Annotated in this window: 13 protein-coding genes; 11 read left to right on the forward strand and 2 right to left on the reverse strand. The window is 50.3% G+C overall.

What is annotated here, in order from left to right; genetic code table 11:
- Window positions 1–56 precede the first annotated feature (56 nt).
- Window positions 57–989: a hypothetical protein gene (locus HPY52_05520; GenBank protein NPV79720.1), complete on the forward strand. Its 933-nt coding sequence runs from the start codon at window positions 57–59 to the stop codon at window positions 987–989.
- Between the two features lie 81 nt (window positions 990–1,070).
- Here the strand turns inward: HPY52_05520 and HPY52_05525 are convergent, their stop codons facing one another.
- Window positions 1,071–2,063, reverse strand: a complete 993-nt coding sequence (locus HPY52_05525; protein NPV79721.1) for a hypothetical protein — start codon at window positions 2,061–2,063, stop codon at window positions 1,071–1,073.
- A gap of 301 nt (window positions 2,064–2,364) precedes the next feature.
- On the opposite strand from HPY52_05525, the gene HPY52_05530 reads away from it, so the two are divergent.
- The 10 genes from HPY52_05530 (at window position 2,365) to HPY52_05575 (ending at window position 14,257) form a co-directional block, all read left to right on the forward strand.
- Window positions 2,365–3,444: a Gfo/Idh/MocA family oxidoreductase gene (locus HPY52_05530; protein ID NPV79722.1), complete on the forward strand. Its 1,080-nt coding sequence runs from the start codon at window positions 2,365–2,367 to the stop codon at window positions 3,442–3,444.
- Between the two features lie 64 nt (window positions 3,445–3,508).
- On the forward strand, window positions 3,509–4,291 hold the full coding sequence (locus HPY52_05535) for a sugar phosphate isomerase/epimerase (GenBank protein ID NPV79723.1): 783 nt from the start codon (window positions 3,509–3,511) through the stop codon (window positions 4,289–4,291).
- 180 nt (window positions 4,292–4,471) lie between these two features.
- Window positions 4,472–5,779 carry a sugar ABC transporter substrate-binding protein gene (locus HPY52_05540; GenBank protein NPV79724.1) on the forward strand — a complete coding sequence of 436 codons (1,308 nt, stop codon included), beginning with the start codon at window positions 4,472–4,474 and terminating at the stop codon, window positions 5,777–5,779.
- A gap of 113 nt (window positions 5,780–5,892) precedes the next feature.
- On the forward strand, window positions 5,893–6,816 hold the full coding sequence (locus tag HPY52_05545) for a sugar ABC transporter permease (GenBank protein NPV79725.1): 924 nt from the start codon (window positions 5,893–5,895) through the stop codon (window positions 6,814–6,816).
- Window positions 6,817–6,835: 19 nt separating this feature from the next.
- Complete coding sequence (locus HPY52_05550) at window positions 6,836–7,732, forward strand: carbohydrate ABC transporter permease (protein ID NPV79726.1); 897 nt, start codon at window positions 6,836–6,838, stop codon at window positions 7,730–7,732.
- 24 nt (window positions 7,733–7,756) lie between these two features.
- Window positions 7,757–8,671, forward strand: a complete 915-nt coding sequence (locus HPY52_05555) for a Gfo/Idh/MocA family oxidoreductase (GenBank protein ID NPV79727.1) — start codon at window positions 7,757–7,759, stop codon at window positions 8,669–8,671.
- A 22-nt stretch (window positions 8,672–8,693) separates the two neighbouring features.
- Window positions 8,694–8,960 carry a hypothetical protein gene (locus HPY52_05560; protein ID NPV79728.1) on the forward strand — a complete coding sequence of 89 codons (267 nt, stop codon included), beginning with the start codon at window positions 8,694–8,696 and terminating at the stop codon, window positions 8,958–8,960.
- Window positions 8,961–9,025: 65 nt separating this feature from the next.
- On the forward strand, window positions 9,026–10,255 hold the full coding sequence (locus HPY52_05565; protein NPV79729.1) for an MFS transporter: 1,230 nt from the start codon (window positions 9,026–9,028) through the stop codon (window positions 10,253–10,255).
- Between the two features lie 134 nt (window positions 10,256–10,389).
- Window positions 10,390–11,718, forward strand: a complete 1,329-nt coding sequence (locus HPY52_05570; GenBank protein ID NPV79730.1) for a glycosyltransferase family 4 protein — start codon at window positions 10,390–10,392, stop codon at window positions 11,716–11,718.
- Between the two features lie 34 nt (window positions 11,719–11,752).
- A complete protein-coding gene (locus HPY52_05575) occupies window positions 11,753–14,257 on the forward strand; it encodes an NTP transferase domain-containing protein (GenBank protein ID NPV79731.1) in 2,505 nt (834 codons plus the stop codon).
- On the opposite strand, the gene HPY52_05580 is transcribed toward HPY52_05575, so the two are convergent.
- On the reverse strand, window positions 14,258–15,853 hold the full coding sequence (locus HPY52_05580) for a DUF1957 domain-containing protein (protein ID NPV79732.1): 1,596 nt from the start codon (window positions 15,851–15,853) through the stop codon (window positions 14,258–14,260).
- Window positions 15,854–15,871: the final 18 nt, after the last annotated feature.

A 15,871-nucleotide genomic window follows, 5' to 3' on the forward strand; every position in this document is an offset into this window, starting at 1 on the left:
CCGATGAACGCCCGGCCCGCTCGGGCCGGGATATTTTCGACCGGGAGGGCTGCCAGGTGGTCCTATCCAGCCGTATTAGGGCTTTTGCGATTTTCTGTGTTTTCTGCTTGATCATTTCACACCTACTGATAGTATCAGGCAGCAAGGTGAGCCAAACGGCGAATCCTGAAAGAGGTCCGGAAGTGATCTTTGAGATGGAGGACCCGGCCGGCGACGACTATGGACCGGGCACATATACATATCCTACACATAAAGCTTTCGCGCATCCTGGGCTTTTTGACCTTCTCAAATTCGTCGTCTCTTATGACATTCAGAATATCTATTTTGATTTCACTTTCAAAGAGATCGTCAATCCCTGGAACGCTCCTGAGGGTTTTAGCCACCAATTAGTAGACCTCTACATTGACAATATCCCGGGAGAGGGGCTTGCGCTACCTCTTCGTCCTGGTCCAAATGTGGCATTCTCCCGCCGGAACGCCTGGGATTATAGAATCAAGATCATCGGCTGGGGAGGAACCCGTCTCTATTCTTCGAAGGATGAGAAAGACAGCGACGGGATAAGAAGCGGACTGAGGGTTCACCTGCTGCCGGATAAAAAGACCATACGAGCGGTCGTGCCAATAACTCTGCTCGGGAAGCCCGATCGGATGTGGAGATACTATGTTCTGGTGGGCTCCCAGGATGCCTTTGGAAACGATGATTATCGCCCTGTTATGGAACAGGCTGATAGCTGGTTTTTCGGCGGCGGGCGAGATTCTGATGCAGACCCAAATGTGATAGATCTCCTGGCCGTTGCAGAGGGTCCGCGTTCTCAAGGAGAGATGCTGAGGTCTTACAATCCCAAGACTGGCGCTTTCGCGACCATTTACCCTGTAGGGCCCGGAGCCATGGGCGGTTTTCCTCCGCTATTATTGCCAGCGATACTGGCGGCGCTTTTGATAGTGGGAGCCCTCCTGATCGTCAGGATTCGTCGGGCGCGACAGCAATGATTTGCTGGCCCTGTGACATCATATCGAGCGCAGTTTGCGGGTTGCCGCTCCATTTTCACAGAGCCGCAACCCGCAAGGCATCTAGACAATGCTCACCCTGAGATCATGTGACCCGTCTGGTCGCGCGAACTCATAGAAATAGTAGAATTTGTCCTCATGCGGCACGACCTCTATGTAGCGGAGGGTGCCGGGGCTGTTGGGGGAAGTGAGTATGGGACCACCCGGCGTCAGCCTTTCGAAATGGACGAGGTCAAAGCTTATGGCAAGGCCGGTCTTCTCCTCATAATTATCTTTTACATCGGGTATTCCATCATAGAACGCAGTGAATACCGGTGGCGCGTAGACGATTGACGATATGCGCGTTGCGTATTTGTCCCATCCAGAGTCTCCAGGGGACAGCACATCCCCAATCCATGAGAAATTCACGCCATCCAGGCTTACCGCGAGGCCGGTGCATGACTTGGTTATACCTGTATTGTAAACATCAAATGTCGCATGCATCGCTTTCCTGGTCTCATGGTCGGCGTTTGGCGCTGGCGGAGCATAGCTCAAAAACATGTAGTACTTCCCGCCAACAATCAGAATATATGGATCTTTGACTCCTTCCACTCCTATATCTGCCGCGCAGAGGATCTTGGTGCGTTTGTGGATATCGAATTTTGAGGGGCTTTCGGCTTCCAAGAGATCAATTCGCCATCTGCCGTCTGCGGGATCTACGTAGCTCATGTAAAGCCGGTAAATTCCTCCCGGAGTCTTGACCAACGCAGCCCGTTCCATAGATTCCGTATTAAGGTCTTGTTTGGTGGCTTTCCAGATCTGATTAAGCGTAATTCCATCTTCACTCTCGTAAATGCGGCACTCATAACCCCGTCCCTCACCACGGGGTTTTCTCAGTCTGCAGTAGATATAGAATCTCCGCGTCTCATCATCGTAGATGGCGCTCGGAGCGCCGATCCAGTAGCCATTTCCCTGGCCGGGAGGATCTGCGATTGGCATGCCTGTTTTAGGATTGAAGAGAGGTACAGTGCCGAGCCAGTGTTTGCCATTGCAGCGCAATTCATAAATTCGGTTCATTAGTGGAATCCCTCCGTGAAATCAAGTTTTAATGGTTAATTAGTTTGATATATGAATTTATTCTCCATAACCCGTCAGAATCCTTCTAACTGAGAAAGGCATGGCAGGAGTTTTAACATTTTTTTATTTGCGCCCGAGAAAATCTCAAAATCAAGAAGGGGATTTTGAAGTTATGTAGAAATGAATTCATACGTCGACTTAATTAAATAGTTATTTACTTCAATGATGTAAAGATGTTTGTTTTTGAGTGTATTAATTTGTGCGGCGAACGATCATTTTTCTTTGATTGGAGGGCTAGGCGGTGGCTGTTAGAGTTGGGGTTATAGGATGCGGGAGAATCGCCAGAGGAGCGCACCTTCCGAATTATGCGCGACTGGAGGGGGTGGAAATTGCCGCTCTGTGCGATACAGATGAAAGAGCTTTGAGCGCTGTCGCAGGGCAATATGGTGTAAGTAATATCTTTACCAGGCCGCAAGATCTCCTTGACAAAGGCGGCGTAGACGCAGTAAGCGTTTGTACGCCCAATGTCTACCATAAAGACATAGTGATGGCTGCGCTTAGAAAGAGGAAGCATGTCCTATGCGAAAAGCCTATGGCCATGAATGCCGGAGAGGCTGAGGCCATGTTGGAAGAGGCGAGAAGAACAGGAGTAGTCAATATGGTGAGTTTCACCCATCGCTTCAACCCAACGATGGCTTTTGTAAGAGAGGTCATAGAAGAAGGCAGACTCGGTAGGCTATATCATTTCAGAGTGCTCTGCTCAGTAGAACGCATAATGAACCCTGAGGTCGGGCTGGAGTGGCGGCTGATTCGCGAGCAAACTGGCAGCGGCGCCTTGGGTGATCTAGCGTCTCATATGGTAGATCTATCCACCTTCTTGATGGGGAATTATTCTGGACCCATTATGGAGGTTTCGGGTGTGACGACCATTTTCATTAAGCAGCGCAAGAGGCTCGATGGCTCCGGGTTGGGCGAAGTGACTGCCGATGATGCTGCTGCCTTCATTGCCTCCTATGAGAAGGGAGTTATGGGGGTATTTGAAGTAAGTAGATTTTCACCAGGCCGGGTCCATATTGAAATTGATGGTAGCAAGGGGTCTCTAATCTATGACTCGTCCAGGCCCAATACGGTTTTGGTGAAGCTTGAAGAGTCTTTTGGTGATTACTTCAAAGAATTTAGGCCAGTGGAGGTGCCGAAGTCGTTTCTGGACAGGTTGGGTTACTCGCCCGAAATGTTCTTCAACGAGATCAAGTGTTTCGTCGACGGGGTAAGGGAAGGCGTCCAGGTTAAACCCGATTTCTATGACGGGCTCATATGCCAGAAGGTTCTGGATGCCGTCCTCGCTTCTTCTGAAGAAAAGGTCGCCAAAAGGATCTCATGATTTCATAGAAGATTACTGAAGAATATTGCGCTGGACGCAGCCATCTCAGAGAGGAGAGATTTTCTTGAAAATAGGGGTATGTTTACCGAGTCTTGGTCTACCACTTGAACAGGCTTTGGTTGAGTGCCCAGGATTAGGTATTCGGGGGCTTCAAGTTTGGCCAGTGAAGGAGCTTGCACCAGAGGGCTTGGATTTAGATGCGCGTAAATCTCTCAGAGCAAAGATAGAGGGCCATCAGATGGAGATATGCGCTCTTGGAGGGGGATTGAACCTAATGGTCCCCGACAAGCATAGAGAAAATATAGAGCGTTTTAAGGAATTCCTTGATCTGAGCCGGGATATTGGAAGCGGGATAGTGACGACAGAAAGCAAATCGCCCCCTGCCAATGTATCAATCGATGAGGCCTGGGATCTTTTTATGCGGGGAATACGAGAGATCGCGCTCCACGCGCAAAAGACGGGGACTTACTTTGCAGTAGAACTCGGCCCGGGTTGCTTGATCGATACCCCAGATAAATTCCTGAAACTTGCCGAAGGAGTTAAAAGCCCCAATCTCAAGGTCAATTATGATCCTGGGAATGTAATAATGGCAGGCCTTGATCCGATAGAGGGCCTCCGGACGCTGCGGGAGTTCGTGGTTCATACCCATATGAAGGATGCAGTTTATAGTCCTGGTGGAAAGTATTCTGAAGTCGCTCTCGGCACCGGAGCACTGGATCTTCCAAGGTACATAAAGGAGCTACGTGCCATTGGTTATGATGGATACCTCACCATAGAACGTGAAACAGGGCCGGATCCTGTCGGCGATGTGCGCAGGGCCGTGGGGCTCTTAAGAGAGCTTCTATAGTATTTCGCTTTGGAGCCTCTTTGGATGGTATTTTCCGGGAGGAGGAAGGGGGGATTGATTGCGGCCGAGAGGATTAGGCTATAGGATAGATCGGGGTACAAACTTGCCGCTAATACCTATCGTGTCTGGCATATTTAACTGATAATGCTAAGGATTTCTGAGAGTGGAGGGAAGTAATATATGAAGAATTCAAGAATTTTCAATGGGTTTACGAGAATACGTGTATTGGCCATCACCTGTCTACTTGCGACAACGATCTTGGGCATTATAGGTTTTTATACAGCTGAAGCCGCGCCAAAGGCCCAGATAACCTGGCTATGTCCGGGTGACTTCACTGTGCAAAAGGCCCACCAGAAGATTGTGGATGAATTTAATAAGCGCTTCCCGGATATTAGGGTGAACTACCAGCATGTCACTGTAGGGGCAGATTATATGCCAAAGCTACAGACTATGATAGCCGGTGGTTCTGCTCCAGATATATTTCAGATAGATCCTTGGTACTTTGCAGGTCTGGTAAGAAAAGGAGGTCTCTCAAACCTTCAACCATATGCGGACAAGACAAAAGGATTCGATGAGGGAGATTTCTTCCCCAATTCTCTCGCCGGATTCAAATATAAAGGTGATATCTATGGGATTCCCAGAGAGGGTGGTCCAAGTCTCCTTGCATTCAACAAAGATCTCTTTAAGGCAGCCGGCTTGAAACCTCCTACAGATAGCTGGACCTGGACTGATCTTCTGAATGCCGCGAGAAAGCTCACAAAACGTGATGCCTCCGGGCGCGTTACCCAATATGGGTTCCAGTGGGGACATTGGGCTGAGTGGGTATGGTCAAATGGGGGCGACATTCTTAGCCATGATAATAAAGAATGCGTTCTCGATCAGGCGCCTGCGGTAGAAGCTCTCCAGTGGCTCGCCGACCTGATCCATAAGGAAAAGGTGGCGCCTCCGGTTGAGGCTCTAACTGAACAGAATCCCATTGAGATGTTTATGATGGGCAGGCTCGCTACCCTTGTTACTGTGCGCTCCTTCTGGTACCGGTTAAAGGATGTGAGGTTTGAGTGGGGTATGGAGCTTTTGCCTAAGGGTAAGGCTGGCAGGGTCCCCGTGCTCAACGCCAACGCCCTCTGTGTTTCCTCTTCATCTAAACATCCCGAGGCAGCCTGGACTTTCATCAACTGGGCCCTTGGCGTAGATGGGTGGAATATAAGGTTCGAGGCCGCTCAACAAGCAGGAGTTCCTCAGCGATTATCTGTGACGGCTTCTGAAGGATATTTAAGTAATGGCAATCCGTGGCTCTCGCGTGTAACTAATCAAAAGATAGTAAAGGGCGTCTATGAAGCCAGATTCTTGCCTCTGATCCCGGCATGGTCCGAGATAGAGCGGACGATTACACCTGAACTTGATCTTCTCTGGAGCGGGAAGGCGACAGCGAAAGAGGCCGTCTCCCGGATAAAGCCTGCCGTCGACGCTATCTTGAAGAAACAATAGCAGCGAAATTGCTTCCCTGGCAGGAGGATAAGTTCCTCTGCCAGGGAAGCATGCCAGTCTACGTTTTGGCTTTAACTTTGTTTGTGGAAACTGGAGGGATATGAGCTGATATGATGAATTCGCGTCGGGCTACTGGGCGTCGTAGCAGGCTGATGTTTCGCGAGCATATTGATGGCTGGATCTTTGCGCTTCCATGGCTCCTCGGTTTTGCCATATGGACCCTGGGACCCATGATTGCTTCTCTCATATTTGCCTTTACCGATTACGACATGGTAACCCCACCCAGGTGGATAGGCATGGGCAATCTAAGGGAGCTTATTAGGGACCCGCTGATAGTCCACTCTCTTAAAGTTACAACTCTCTATGCCGTGGCAAGCGTGCCCCTTAATATCTGCCTTGGCCTTATCTTGGCTATGCTACTCAATAGCAAAATCCGTGGGCTCCGGTGGTACAGGACAGGCTATTATCTTCCTTCCGTACTTTCAGGGGTGGCCGCCGCGCTTCTCTGGAGATGGATTTTTTCTCCTGATTTTGGACTATTCAACCTGGTATTATCATGGTTTGGTATAAAGGGACCCGCCTGGCTTGCCGACGAAAGATGGGCACTGCCGGCTTTGGTCATCATGAGCCTGTGGGGCGTCGGGGGCGGCATGATAATCTACCTCGCTGGTCTCCAGGGCATCCCCACAGAGCTATATGAGGCCGCCGAGGTGGATGGAGCGGGACTCTTGGCGAAGACCTTCCATGTGACTATCCCCATGATGAGCCCAGTGATATTCTACCAACTTGTAATGGGTGTCATCGGATCATTACAGGTTTTTACTCAGGGTTATATCATAACTGCGGGTGGCCCGCATAATGCAACCCTTTTCTATATGTTGCATCTCTATCGTAATGCCTTTGAGTATTTCAGGATGGGGTATGCCTCGGTAATGGCCTGGGTACTTTTCTTCTATATTCTGATCTTGACGCTATTCGTATTCAAGTCATCTGCAGCCTGGGTATATTATGAGGGGCAGTTAAGAGGGGGGAGATAACACTATGTCAAGTGACGCCATGTCAATAAGTAATCCAACGCAATCGGCGAGGACGCAAAAACGCCTTAGAAACCCGCTCCATTCCAAACGTATGCGAGGAATCATGGGTGCAATTATTGTTCATCTCGTGCTGTTAACAGGGTTGGTATTCATTCTTATGCCTCTTGCATGGTCGATCTCTACCTCGTTGAAGGAGCCCGGAGCCGTCTTTACCTATCCACCAGAATGGATTCCGAGACCGGTGGTGTGGCGGAATTATATAGACGCATGGACAGTGCTTCCCTTCTTTCGATACCTCTGGAATACGACAATGATCACTACTTTTTCAATAGTGGGGAGATTGCTTGCTTGTTCTCTCGCGGCTTTTGCGTTTTCAAGGCTGCGCTGGCCGGGTAGAGATGTCCTATTTTTTATGATGCTGTCAACCATGATGCTCCCCAGCCAGGTCACACTGATTCCAACATTCATCCTCTTTCGCAAGCTTGGCTGGGTTAATACCTTTTTGCCTCTGATAATTCCTAAATTCTTCGCAGAGCCTTTCTTCACGTTTCTTATGCGCCAGTTTTTCATGACGATACCGATCCAAATGGATGAGGCGGCCAGAATAGATGGTTGCACGAATTTTTCTATTTTTTCGAAGATCATCATGCCCCTCTCTAAACCCGTGTTTATTGCGGTAGCCATTTTCGTGTTCAACGCCAACTGGAATGACTTCTTTGCTCCTCTGATTTATCTTCATGATTCCGACAAGTTTACCCTTGCCCTTGGGTTGAGAGCATTCCAGGGGCAATTCGGTACTGAATGGAATCTGATGATGGCGGCATCTAACCTGGTTCTATTGCCGGTGGTTTTGTTGTTCTTCTTTGCTCAGAAATACTTTATGCAAGGAGTTGTAATTACGGGCCTTAAGGGTTAAGACGTTGCAGGAGGTATGGTAACAATGAAAAAAGTAGCAGTTATCGGAGAACACCTGATCCACAGGTATGTATATCCTTCCTTCTTCAATGGCTTTGATCCGGAGCTTATGGAGAAGAACGGTGGATGGGCGGCTGATCTAGTCAGGGGTAAGACAACAGAGAGTATTGTGCCAGGGGCGAGAATCAATTATATCTGGTGTGGCGACCGCCAGCTGGCTGAGAATCTTGCTGCCACATGCTTCATTGACAATGTTGCGGATCGCTTCGACGAAATGGTTGATGAAGTGGATGCTGTCATGATTCTAGAGGATGATGGGAATCTCCATCTGGGCCTTGCGCGTCCTTACATTGAAAGAGGAAAGGCCGTGTTCTTTGACAAACCATTTGCCTGCACTGCCAGGGATGCTCGGGCCATAGTGGATCTGGCCCGGAAATATGGCGCGAAAATTATCGCTGGATCAGCTCTCAAGTATTCAGTAGAGCTCAATGATCTGTTATCCAGGGTTCCGCAGGATGCCATTAAGAGCGTCTATGTGGCTGGCCCTGGTCAATGGTTAAATTATGGTGTCCATGTCGTGGAGGCGCTCCAGACAATCTTGGGATCTGGCGCCATGAGGGTGCGGAATGTTGGAACAGAAGAAACCGACCTGGTGTGTGTAGATTATCAAGATGGTAGATTTGGGATACTTCAGGTGAGCCGGACTATTTGTCCCGGCTTTAGTATCGTTGCCTGCACCAAGGATAGCGCGGAGTATGTGCAGGTTCAAGATTCTTATCACTTCTACTCAACGCTTGCAAAAGCGATGGGCAAGACATTCGTCGGAGGTGAGGAGCCGTTCCCGCTCGAACGCTATATCGAGACAGCGGAGATCCTGGAGGCAGGGGAAAGATCTCTACGGCTAGGAGGCCTCCCAGTGGACCTTTCTGATCTGGTCTAAGCGCATACTGCCATTCTGCTATGTGAAGACGATACTGACCTTATGTCCCGCTCTGGGAGGCCCGAACGATGCTCATCCCGACGGCATTGATTCCGTCCTTCTTCCTGATCCCTCGAGACGTGGGTTTAATGCGGGTATGCCCGGAGAGGTGCCAAATGCCGCAAATGCGCCGAAGGGATGCCGTCTGCACCCGCGGTGTCCCCATGTTCTGGAAATATGTCGCTCAGTCGCGCCTCCCCTGAAGAACGCGGTAGAGGGACACCTGGTTGCCTGCCATATAGCCATATAGTATACACTGGTAATTGAAGTCAGGATGGTGTATACTGGCTATGTAATCGGGAGGGACCGGAGCGGGTGAAAAGAACCTCATCATGGCGGCGAAGTGTGCAGCTTTTGGCTTTCGGGGTTTTAGTAGCGCAGATCGCTTTTTCAATGGCAGCGCCACTCCTGCCGGTTTATCTTTCGGACCTGGGGCTGAGGAAAAATGTAGCCCTGTGGTCCGGTTTGATTTTTTCCATAAATTCAGTTACCTTTGGCATAATGTCCCCAATTTGGGGGTCTATCTCAGACCGGTATGGGAAGAGGCCGATGATCCTGAGGGCCGGGGTTGGGATGGGCATTACATATGCCCTCATGTCTATGGCTCACGATCATATCCAGCTGTTTCTGCTGCGCGGTCTAAATGGCATGTTGTCAGGTTATATCCCAGCAGTGATAACTTTGGTGACTACCATTGCCCCTGAGGCCCGGCTTGGATGGGCCTTGGGGACAGTCCAATCTGCCAGCGCTATTGGCGTCATAATGGGACCGCTGGTGGGAGGGCTCGCGGCGCAATTTCTTGGCATACGGGCGAGCTTCATCTTCTCGTCCATACTGCTGATTGTTGCTGCCCTCGTTCCCTATTTCTGGGTCGGTGAACCCCCTGTCCAACGTAAAGATCGTATTTCCGTGTCGGCTGATGTCAAGCTTGTACTGGGGATACCTGCTGTTCGCGTCTTCCTTGCGGTGTTCCTCTTTGTGCAGGCAGCGGCCATGGTGGTTCAACCTACCATTCCCCTTTTTGTGGCGGCGATCATGAAATCGGATGCAGGGGTTCCTGTCACCTCAGGTTTAGTTTTCTCATTGGTTGGTATCTCCACAGCCCTGGGATGCCCCCTGATCGCAAAGACGCGGGATTCCCAGTATGGAGCCGTGATGCTGGCAAGCCTGTTCCTTGCTTCAGGGCTTAATCTGATTCAAGGTTTCAGCGCCACCGTATTTGCATTGGCAGTGGCAAGATTCTTATTCGGCTTTGCCAATGCAGGGATCACGGTCTCCGGGAACGTGCTGTTCGCTAGCGCCACTCCAAAGGATGCTCGTGGACGCGCCTTTGGTCTCCTCAATAGTATAACCTCAATCGGAAGCGTCCTTGGACCGATTCTTGGGGGTTTTCTTGGAGAGACTCTTGGGCTCAGGAGTTCGTTTTGGGGTTCCTCTGTTCTCTTCTTTGTTGCGGGAATCCTGGCTGTAACAGGCACCCGTGTCGCCAAAAGGGAGGCACGTCCCACGGTAGCGGAGACTGAGCTGGCCAATAGTAGAGAGTAATCTGCTCGCGCCAACTCCCGAGAGTTTCATTTGACGCGCTGCTACAATATGGAGATCGGAAATAGCGGTCATTTAGGTTGATGAATTCTTTTGCGCATCCTGGCAAATCCTAAAAAGGACAAGGAGGGCCCTGGATGCGTATTTTTATGCTCTCATGGGAATATCCGCCGCGAGTGATCGGAGGTCTGGCGAGGCATGTTCATCAGCTTTCAGCTGCCATGGCGCGGATGGGGCATGATGTGCATGTGTTTACGTGTGGTGAGGTTTCCGATAGCAAGTCTGCTGAATATGGCAATGGAGCCCTGAAAAACGGGAATGGGGCGGTAACATGCGAGGAAGGGGTCACGGTGCATCGAGTCCTTCCCAGCGGCGCGACCCCGAGAGATTTCGTCACATGGGTCATGCAGCTGAATTTCGACCTCCTGGAGGCGGCTATCCGTGAATCAGAAGCAAATGGTCCATGCGAGATAGTCCATGCCCACGATTGGCTTACGGCTTACTCAGCTAAGGCTCTCAAACATGCATATAGAATTCCCTTGGTCGCCACCATTCATGCCACCGAATGGGGACGGAACCATGGCCTTCATAATGACCTCCAGCGCTACATAAGTGACGAGGAATGGTATCTTTGCTACGAGTCATGGCGAGTCATCTGCTGCAGTGATTATATGCGTGGCGAACTAAAATGGGTGTTCCAATTGCCTGAAGACAAAATCCGGGTCATACCCAATGGTGTGGATCCCGAGGAATTTGAGGTGGACTCAGATATAAACCTCAGTGCTTTTCGTTCAAAGTATGCGGCGCCAGATGAGAAAATGATCTTTTTCATAGGTAGGCTGGTCCATGAGAAAGGTGCCCATATCCTTGTGGAGGCAACTCCGAAAATCCTTCACTATTGGGATAAGGCAAAGATTGTAATAGCAGGCAAGGGGCCTCAGGAGGCCTATCTGAAGGAGCGCGCCCAAGCTCTGGGAGTCTCCGGACGTATTTATTTCACCGGTTATGTGGATGACAACACCCGGAATCTACTTTATCGCTGCGCGGACATAGCCGTATTTCCAAGCCTCTATGAGCCGTTTGGGATAACGGCCCTAGAAGCTATGGCATGTGGCGTCCCTGTGGTGGTTTCCGATGTAGGCGGACTCGCTGAAGTAGTCCGGCATGGCCTTACCGGATGGAAGGTCTATGCTGGCAATCCGGGGTCCCTTGCAGATGGAGTCCTGCATCTACTCTATGAACCTAAACTTGCAGACAAGCTGAGACAGAACGCCCTCAAGATCGTGGAATCAAAGTACAACTGGCCTTCGATTGCAGAGGAAACAATAAGGGTCTACCAGGAAATCCTCGACCAATACAACCGCAGTGAATGGTCGAACATCAGAAGGGAGTCCGTACGGACAAACGCGTCAAGAATGGTGGCATATCGGCAATTCATGGGAGACGGGAGATATGCATCCACGTGAGTGTAAGGGCTTTTAATTGCAGGAGGAGATTCGAGTGAAGGCGGTCATAATGGCTGGAGGCAAGGGCACACGACTCCGGCCCCTTACGTACGATATGCCTAAGCCCATGGTGAGAATGGCAAATCGTCCAATGATGGAGCATGTAGTGAGGCTTCTTGCCAGGTCCGGCTTCAGGGACATTATTGTTACGCTTTGTTACCTGCCGGAAAAGATCCAGAGTTATTTCGACACCGGTGAGCGTTTCGGGGTCGATCTGAGATACTCCATTGAAGAGACTGCTCTGGGCACGGCCGGCAGTGTCAAGAAGGTAGAAAAGGATCTTGGCGGCACTTTTCTGGTGATCAGTGGAGATGCGCTGACAGATATCAACCTTGCTCCGGCTATCGAATTCCACCGGTCAAAGGGGGCTATGGCGACGATCCTGCTGACACGGGTCGAAAACCCTCTGGAATATGGGGTCGTTATTACAGAAAAGGATGGCAGGATAAGGCAATTCCTCGAGAAGCCTGGGTGGGGAGAGGTCTTCAGTGATACCGTGAATACAGGCATCTATGTTCTGGAACCAGATGTCCTGGAATATGTTGAGCCCGGGACGCAGTTTGATTTCAGCAAGGACCTTTTCCCATTGCTTCTCAAAAATAGGGCGCCGGTTTTGGGATATGTTGTCGATGGCTACTGGTGTGACGTTGGTACCCTTGATCAATACCGCAAGAGTCATAATGATATCCTGAATTCACATGTGAAAGTGGACATAGATGGCGAACAGATTCAAGAAGGAGTATTTGTGGGGGTAGGGACGCATCTAGATGATGGAGTCAGGATTTCCGGGCCCTGCATAATCGGGTCTGACTGCATTATCGAAAAGGATGTTGAGATCGGCGAGTTCACAGTGATAGGCTCGGGATCGGCTCTGCAAAGGGGGGCTTCCCTCAGGCGAACTATTTTGATGGATAAAGTATATGTTAGCGAAGGCGCAGAACTCAGGGGATGTATAGTAGATAATCGCGTGATGATCAAACCCAGAGCTATGATCCTCGAGGGGGCCGTCATCGGCCACAAAGCCACGATAGGCGAGAAGGCTATAGTAAGGCCTCAAGTAAGGATATGGCCTGAGAAAACTGTCGAGGATGCGGTTACTGTAAGCACAAACCTCATATGGGGCACTCGTTGCTCCAGGCGCCTTTTTGGAGCAAATGGGGTATCAGGTGTCTTGAATGCGGAGATCACCCCTGAATTTGCGGCAAGGCTGGCGGCTGCCTTTGGGTCGGCGATCCCAGCAGGTAAAGATGGAGATCGTGCGGTAGTGGTTTCATGTGACGCTCATGGCCCATCCAGGATGCTGAAACGTGCCATAATAGCGGGCCTTCTGTCATGCGGGGTGGATGTATTCGACCTCGGCCACATCACAACTCCAGTTTCGCGTTACGCGGTCGGCACCCTAGGCGCCCAGGGTGGAATACATATCCGCATGGCTCCCACAGATCCCGGCCAGATTCTTTTTGAGTTTCTGGACTCGATGGGGATAAACATCTCCAGGGGGCTGGAAAGGAATATTGAGACCATCTTCTTCAATGATGATTTCCAGAGGTCTCCTTCAACGCAGATTGGTGAAGTGGCCTTCCTCACAAAAGTGGCAGAACAGTACCTGGAGGGCTTGTTAAGGCAGCTCAACGTGGATGCCATACGACAGAGAAGATTCAAAGTAGCCGTGGATTATGATCCCGGAAGTCTTTCCCTGTTACTCCCCTCGTTTTTTGAGAGGCTGGGGTGTGAGGTGGTAATGGTTGGAGGTGCGATGGGGCAGACTGCCTCTGCCAAGACGGCACCGGAGATCAGGGAGGCCCTTTCCGGCATAAAGAAGCTGGTCAAGGATACAAGTGGGGATGTTGGAGTAGTGGTTGACAACAACGCTGAGAGGCTGTTGCTGGTGGATGAACTTGGCCGCGAAATAGCGGAAGATACCCTCTTGGTTTTGATGTCCATACTTTCATTCAAGGCAGGCGAAGGCTCGAGAGTAGCGGTGCCTGTCACAGCGCCAGGAGTCATAGAGACCCTTGCCAAGGTTTACAAAGGCCAGGTTATACGAACCAAGGCCGATCCTCGATCTATCATGGAAAAGACTATCGAACAGAGGATTTTCATAAGCGATCATCAGGGTCCGCCGACGTTCCAGCCAGCATTTGACGCGTTGATGATGTTCGGGAAGGTCCTGGAAGTTTTGGCAGAAGAGAAGCTGACACTATCCAGCCTTGTCAGCATGATTCCCGAATTTTACATGAGCAAGAGCTCGATTGGGTGTCCATGGGAATCCAAGGGTAAGATAATGCGGACTCTGATTGAAAACACAGATGTGAATTCGGTGGAGCTCATAGACGGGGTCAAGATCCACCAGGAGCGGGGGTGGGCGCTTGTCTTGCCGGATTCCGACCACCCCGAACTGCATATTGTTAGTGAGGCGCAAAGCCCGGACGAGGCGGCCGCTCTCCAGAACCTCATCATGTCCAAGATCTCGGAAATACAACAAAAAGACCAACCCTGATCATTGGGCAGCAGCCAACGGGGTATAGACGCGATAGTCGATGTCGGGAAAGATGTTATCCAGCCATTCCACATGAGCCAGCCATGATTCATCTATTGAATTCGATTTGATATCATCATAAAGCTTGATGAACCTTCCCACGTGGTCGCGAGTCCTCTTTATCGCATATGGCACGGTGGTGCCGGTTTTCATAATGAAGGCCCAGTCGCTGCTTTGGGCAAGGAGCAACTCCCGGGCAGCCTGATTTAGGGCGCGCCTCAAAACTCCATTTGCATCCGGGTATTCTCTCGCCAACTCTATCATCCGCTCGGCGGCTTTGTGAAGGTGCCTGTAGATCCAGTCATTACTTCCCTCGAGCCATACTTCGTTATATCCTTTATACCCCCAACTCGAGAGGGATGGTGTGGACTTTTGATTCCGAGGATTGAGCTTTAGATAATCGCCTGGGGTGGTCAACTCAACGATGTGCTGGTCGAATGCCATTTTCCTGATGAGAAGATCAAGCCATTCTATTCCTTCAAACCACCAATGGCCGAATAGTTCCGCGTCGTAAGGGGCGGTTACGATGGGTTTCCTATCAATGACAGAAAATAAGTATTCGACTTGCCGTTCCCGGTTGAACATGAAATTCCCAGCATGGATTGCCGCCTTATTGAGCGCCCATTCTCTCCGGTATGGAAGCTTATCCTCGGTTTTCCCCGTGATTCGATAATACTTTATTCCAGTCTGAACTCTGAGCCCTCCCGGCAGGTAAGGCTTTAGATAATCATAATCAAGCTCGTATCCAATATCCCGGTAGAATTCCCTATAGTCAAAGTCGCCAGGATAGCCTTCCCGCGCGCTCCATACTTGTTTCGAGGATTCCATATCCCGTCCGAAGGCCGCCACCCCTGAGTCACAATAGATCGGGGCATAGACACCATAGCGCGGCCTGGGGGATGCGAACAGCACGCCATGTGAATCTGTAAAGAAATACCTTATCCCCTCATCTTTGAGAAATCTATCGTCCCCCGGATTATACCCGCATTCAGGAAGCCAGAAGCCGACCGGTCTCATGTCAAATGTGCGCTCAAAGAGATCAATGGCTATCTTTATTTGGGCGCGGACAGCGTCCTTATGTATTTCCATGAGGGGCAGATATCCATGGGTTGCCGCAGTAGTTATGAGCTCTAGCACTCCTAATCTCGCTAGGCGCTGAAATCCGAGCAGTATATCTCCGCCATACTGTTTTTCATAAATGTCACGAGTCTCATAGAACTTATCCCTATACATTTGGGCATTTTCATTGAATTCAGGAAGCCAACGAGTTCTATCGACTTCACGCTCGGCAAGCTCGATGAGCCTATTCAAATGGCGGAGGTACCGTTCTTGAAGCAGCGGGTCCTTCAACATTAATATGAGAGGCGGCGATATGGAGAGGGTCAGCTTGAATCTGACGCCATCCCTAACTAGACCATTCAACATTTTGAGCAGGGGCACATATGATTCTGTAATTGCCTCGAAAAGCCAAAGTTCCTCCAAATACTCCGGAAATTCTGGATGCCTTACGTAGGGCAGGTGAGCATGCAAAACAAGCGCTAGATATCCCTGGCTCATCCAAATCCCCTCCCTTTC

The organism is Bacillota bacterium (assembly GCA_013178415.1).
Classification (GTDB): Bacteria; Bacillota; SHA-98; order Ch115; family Ch115; genus Ch115.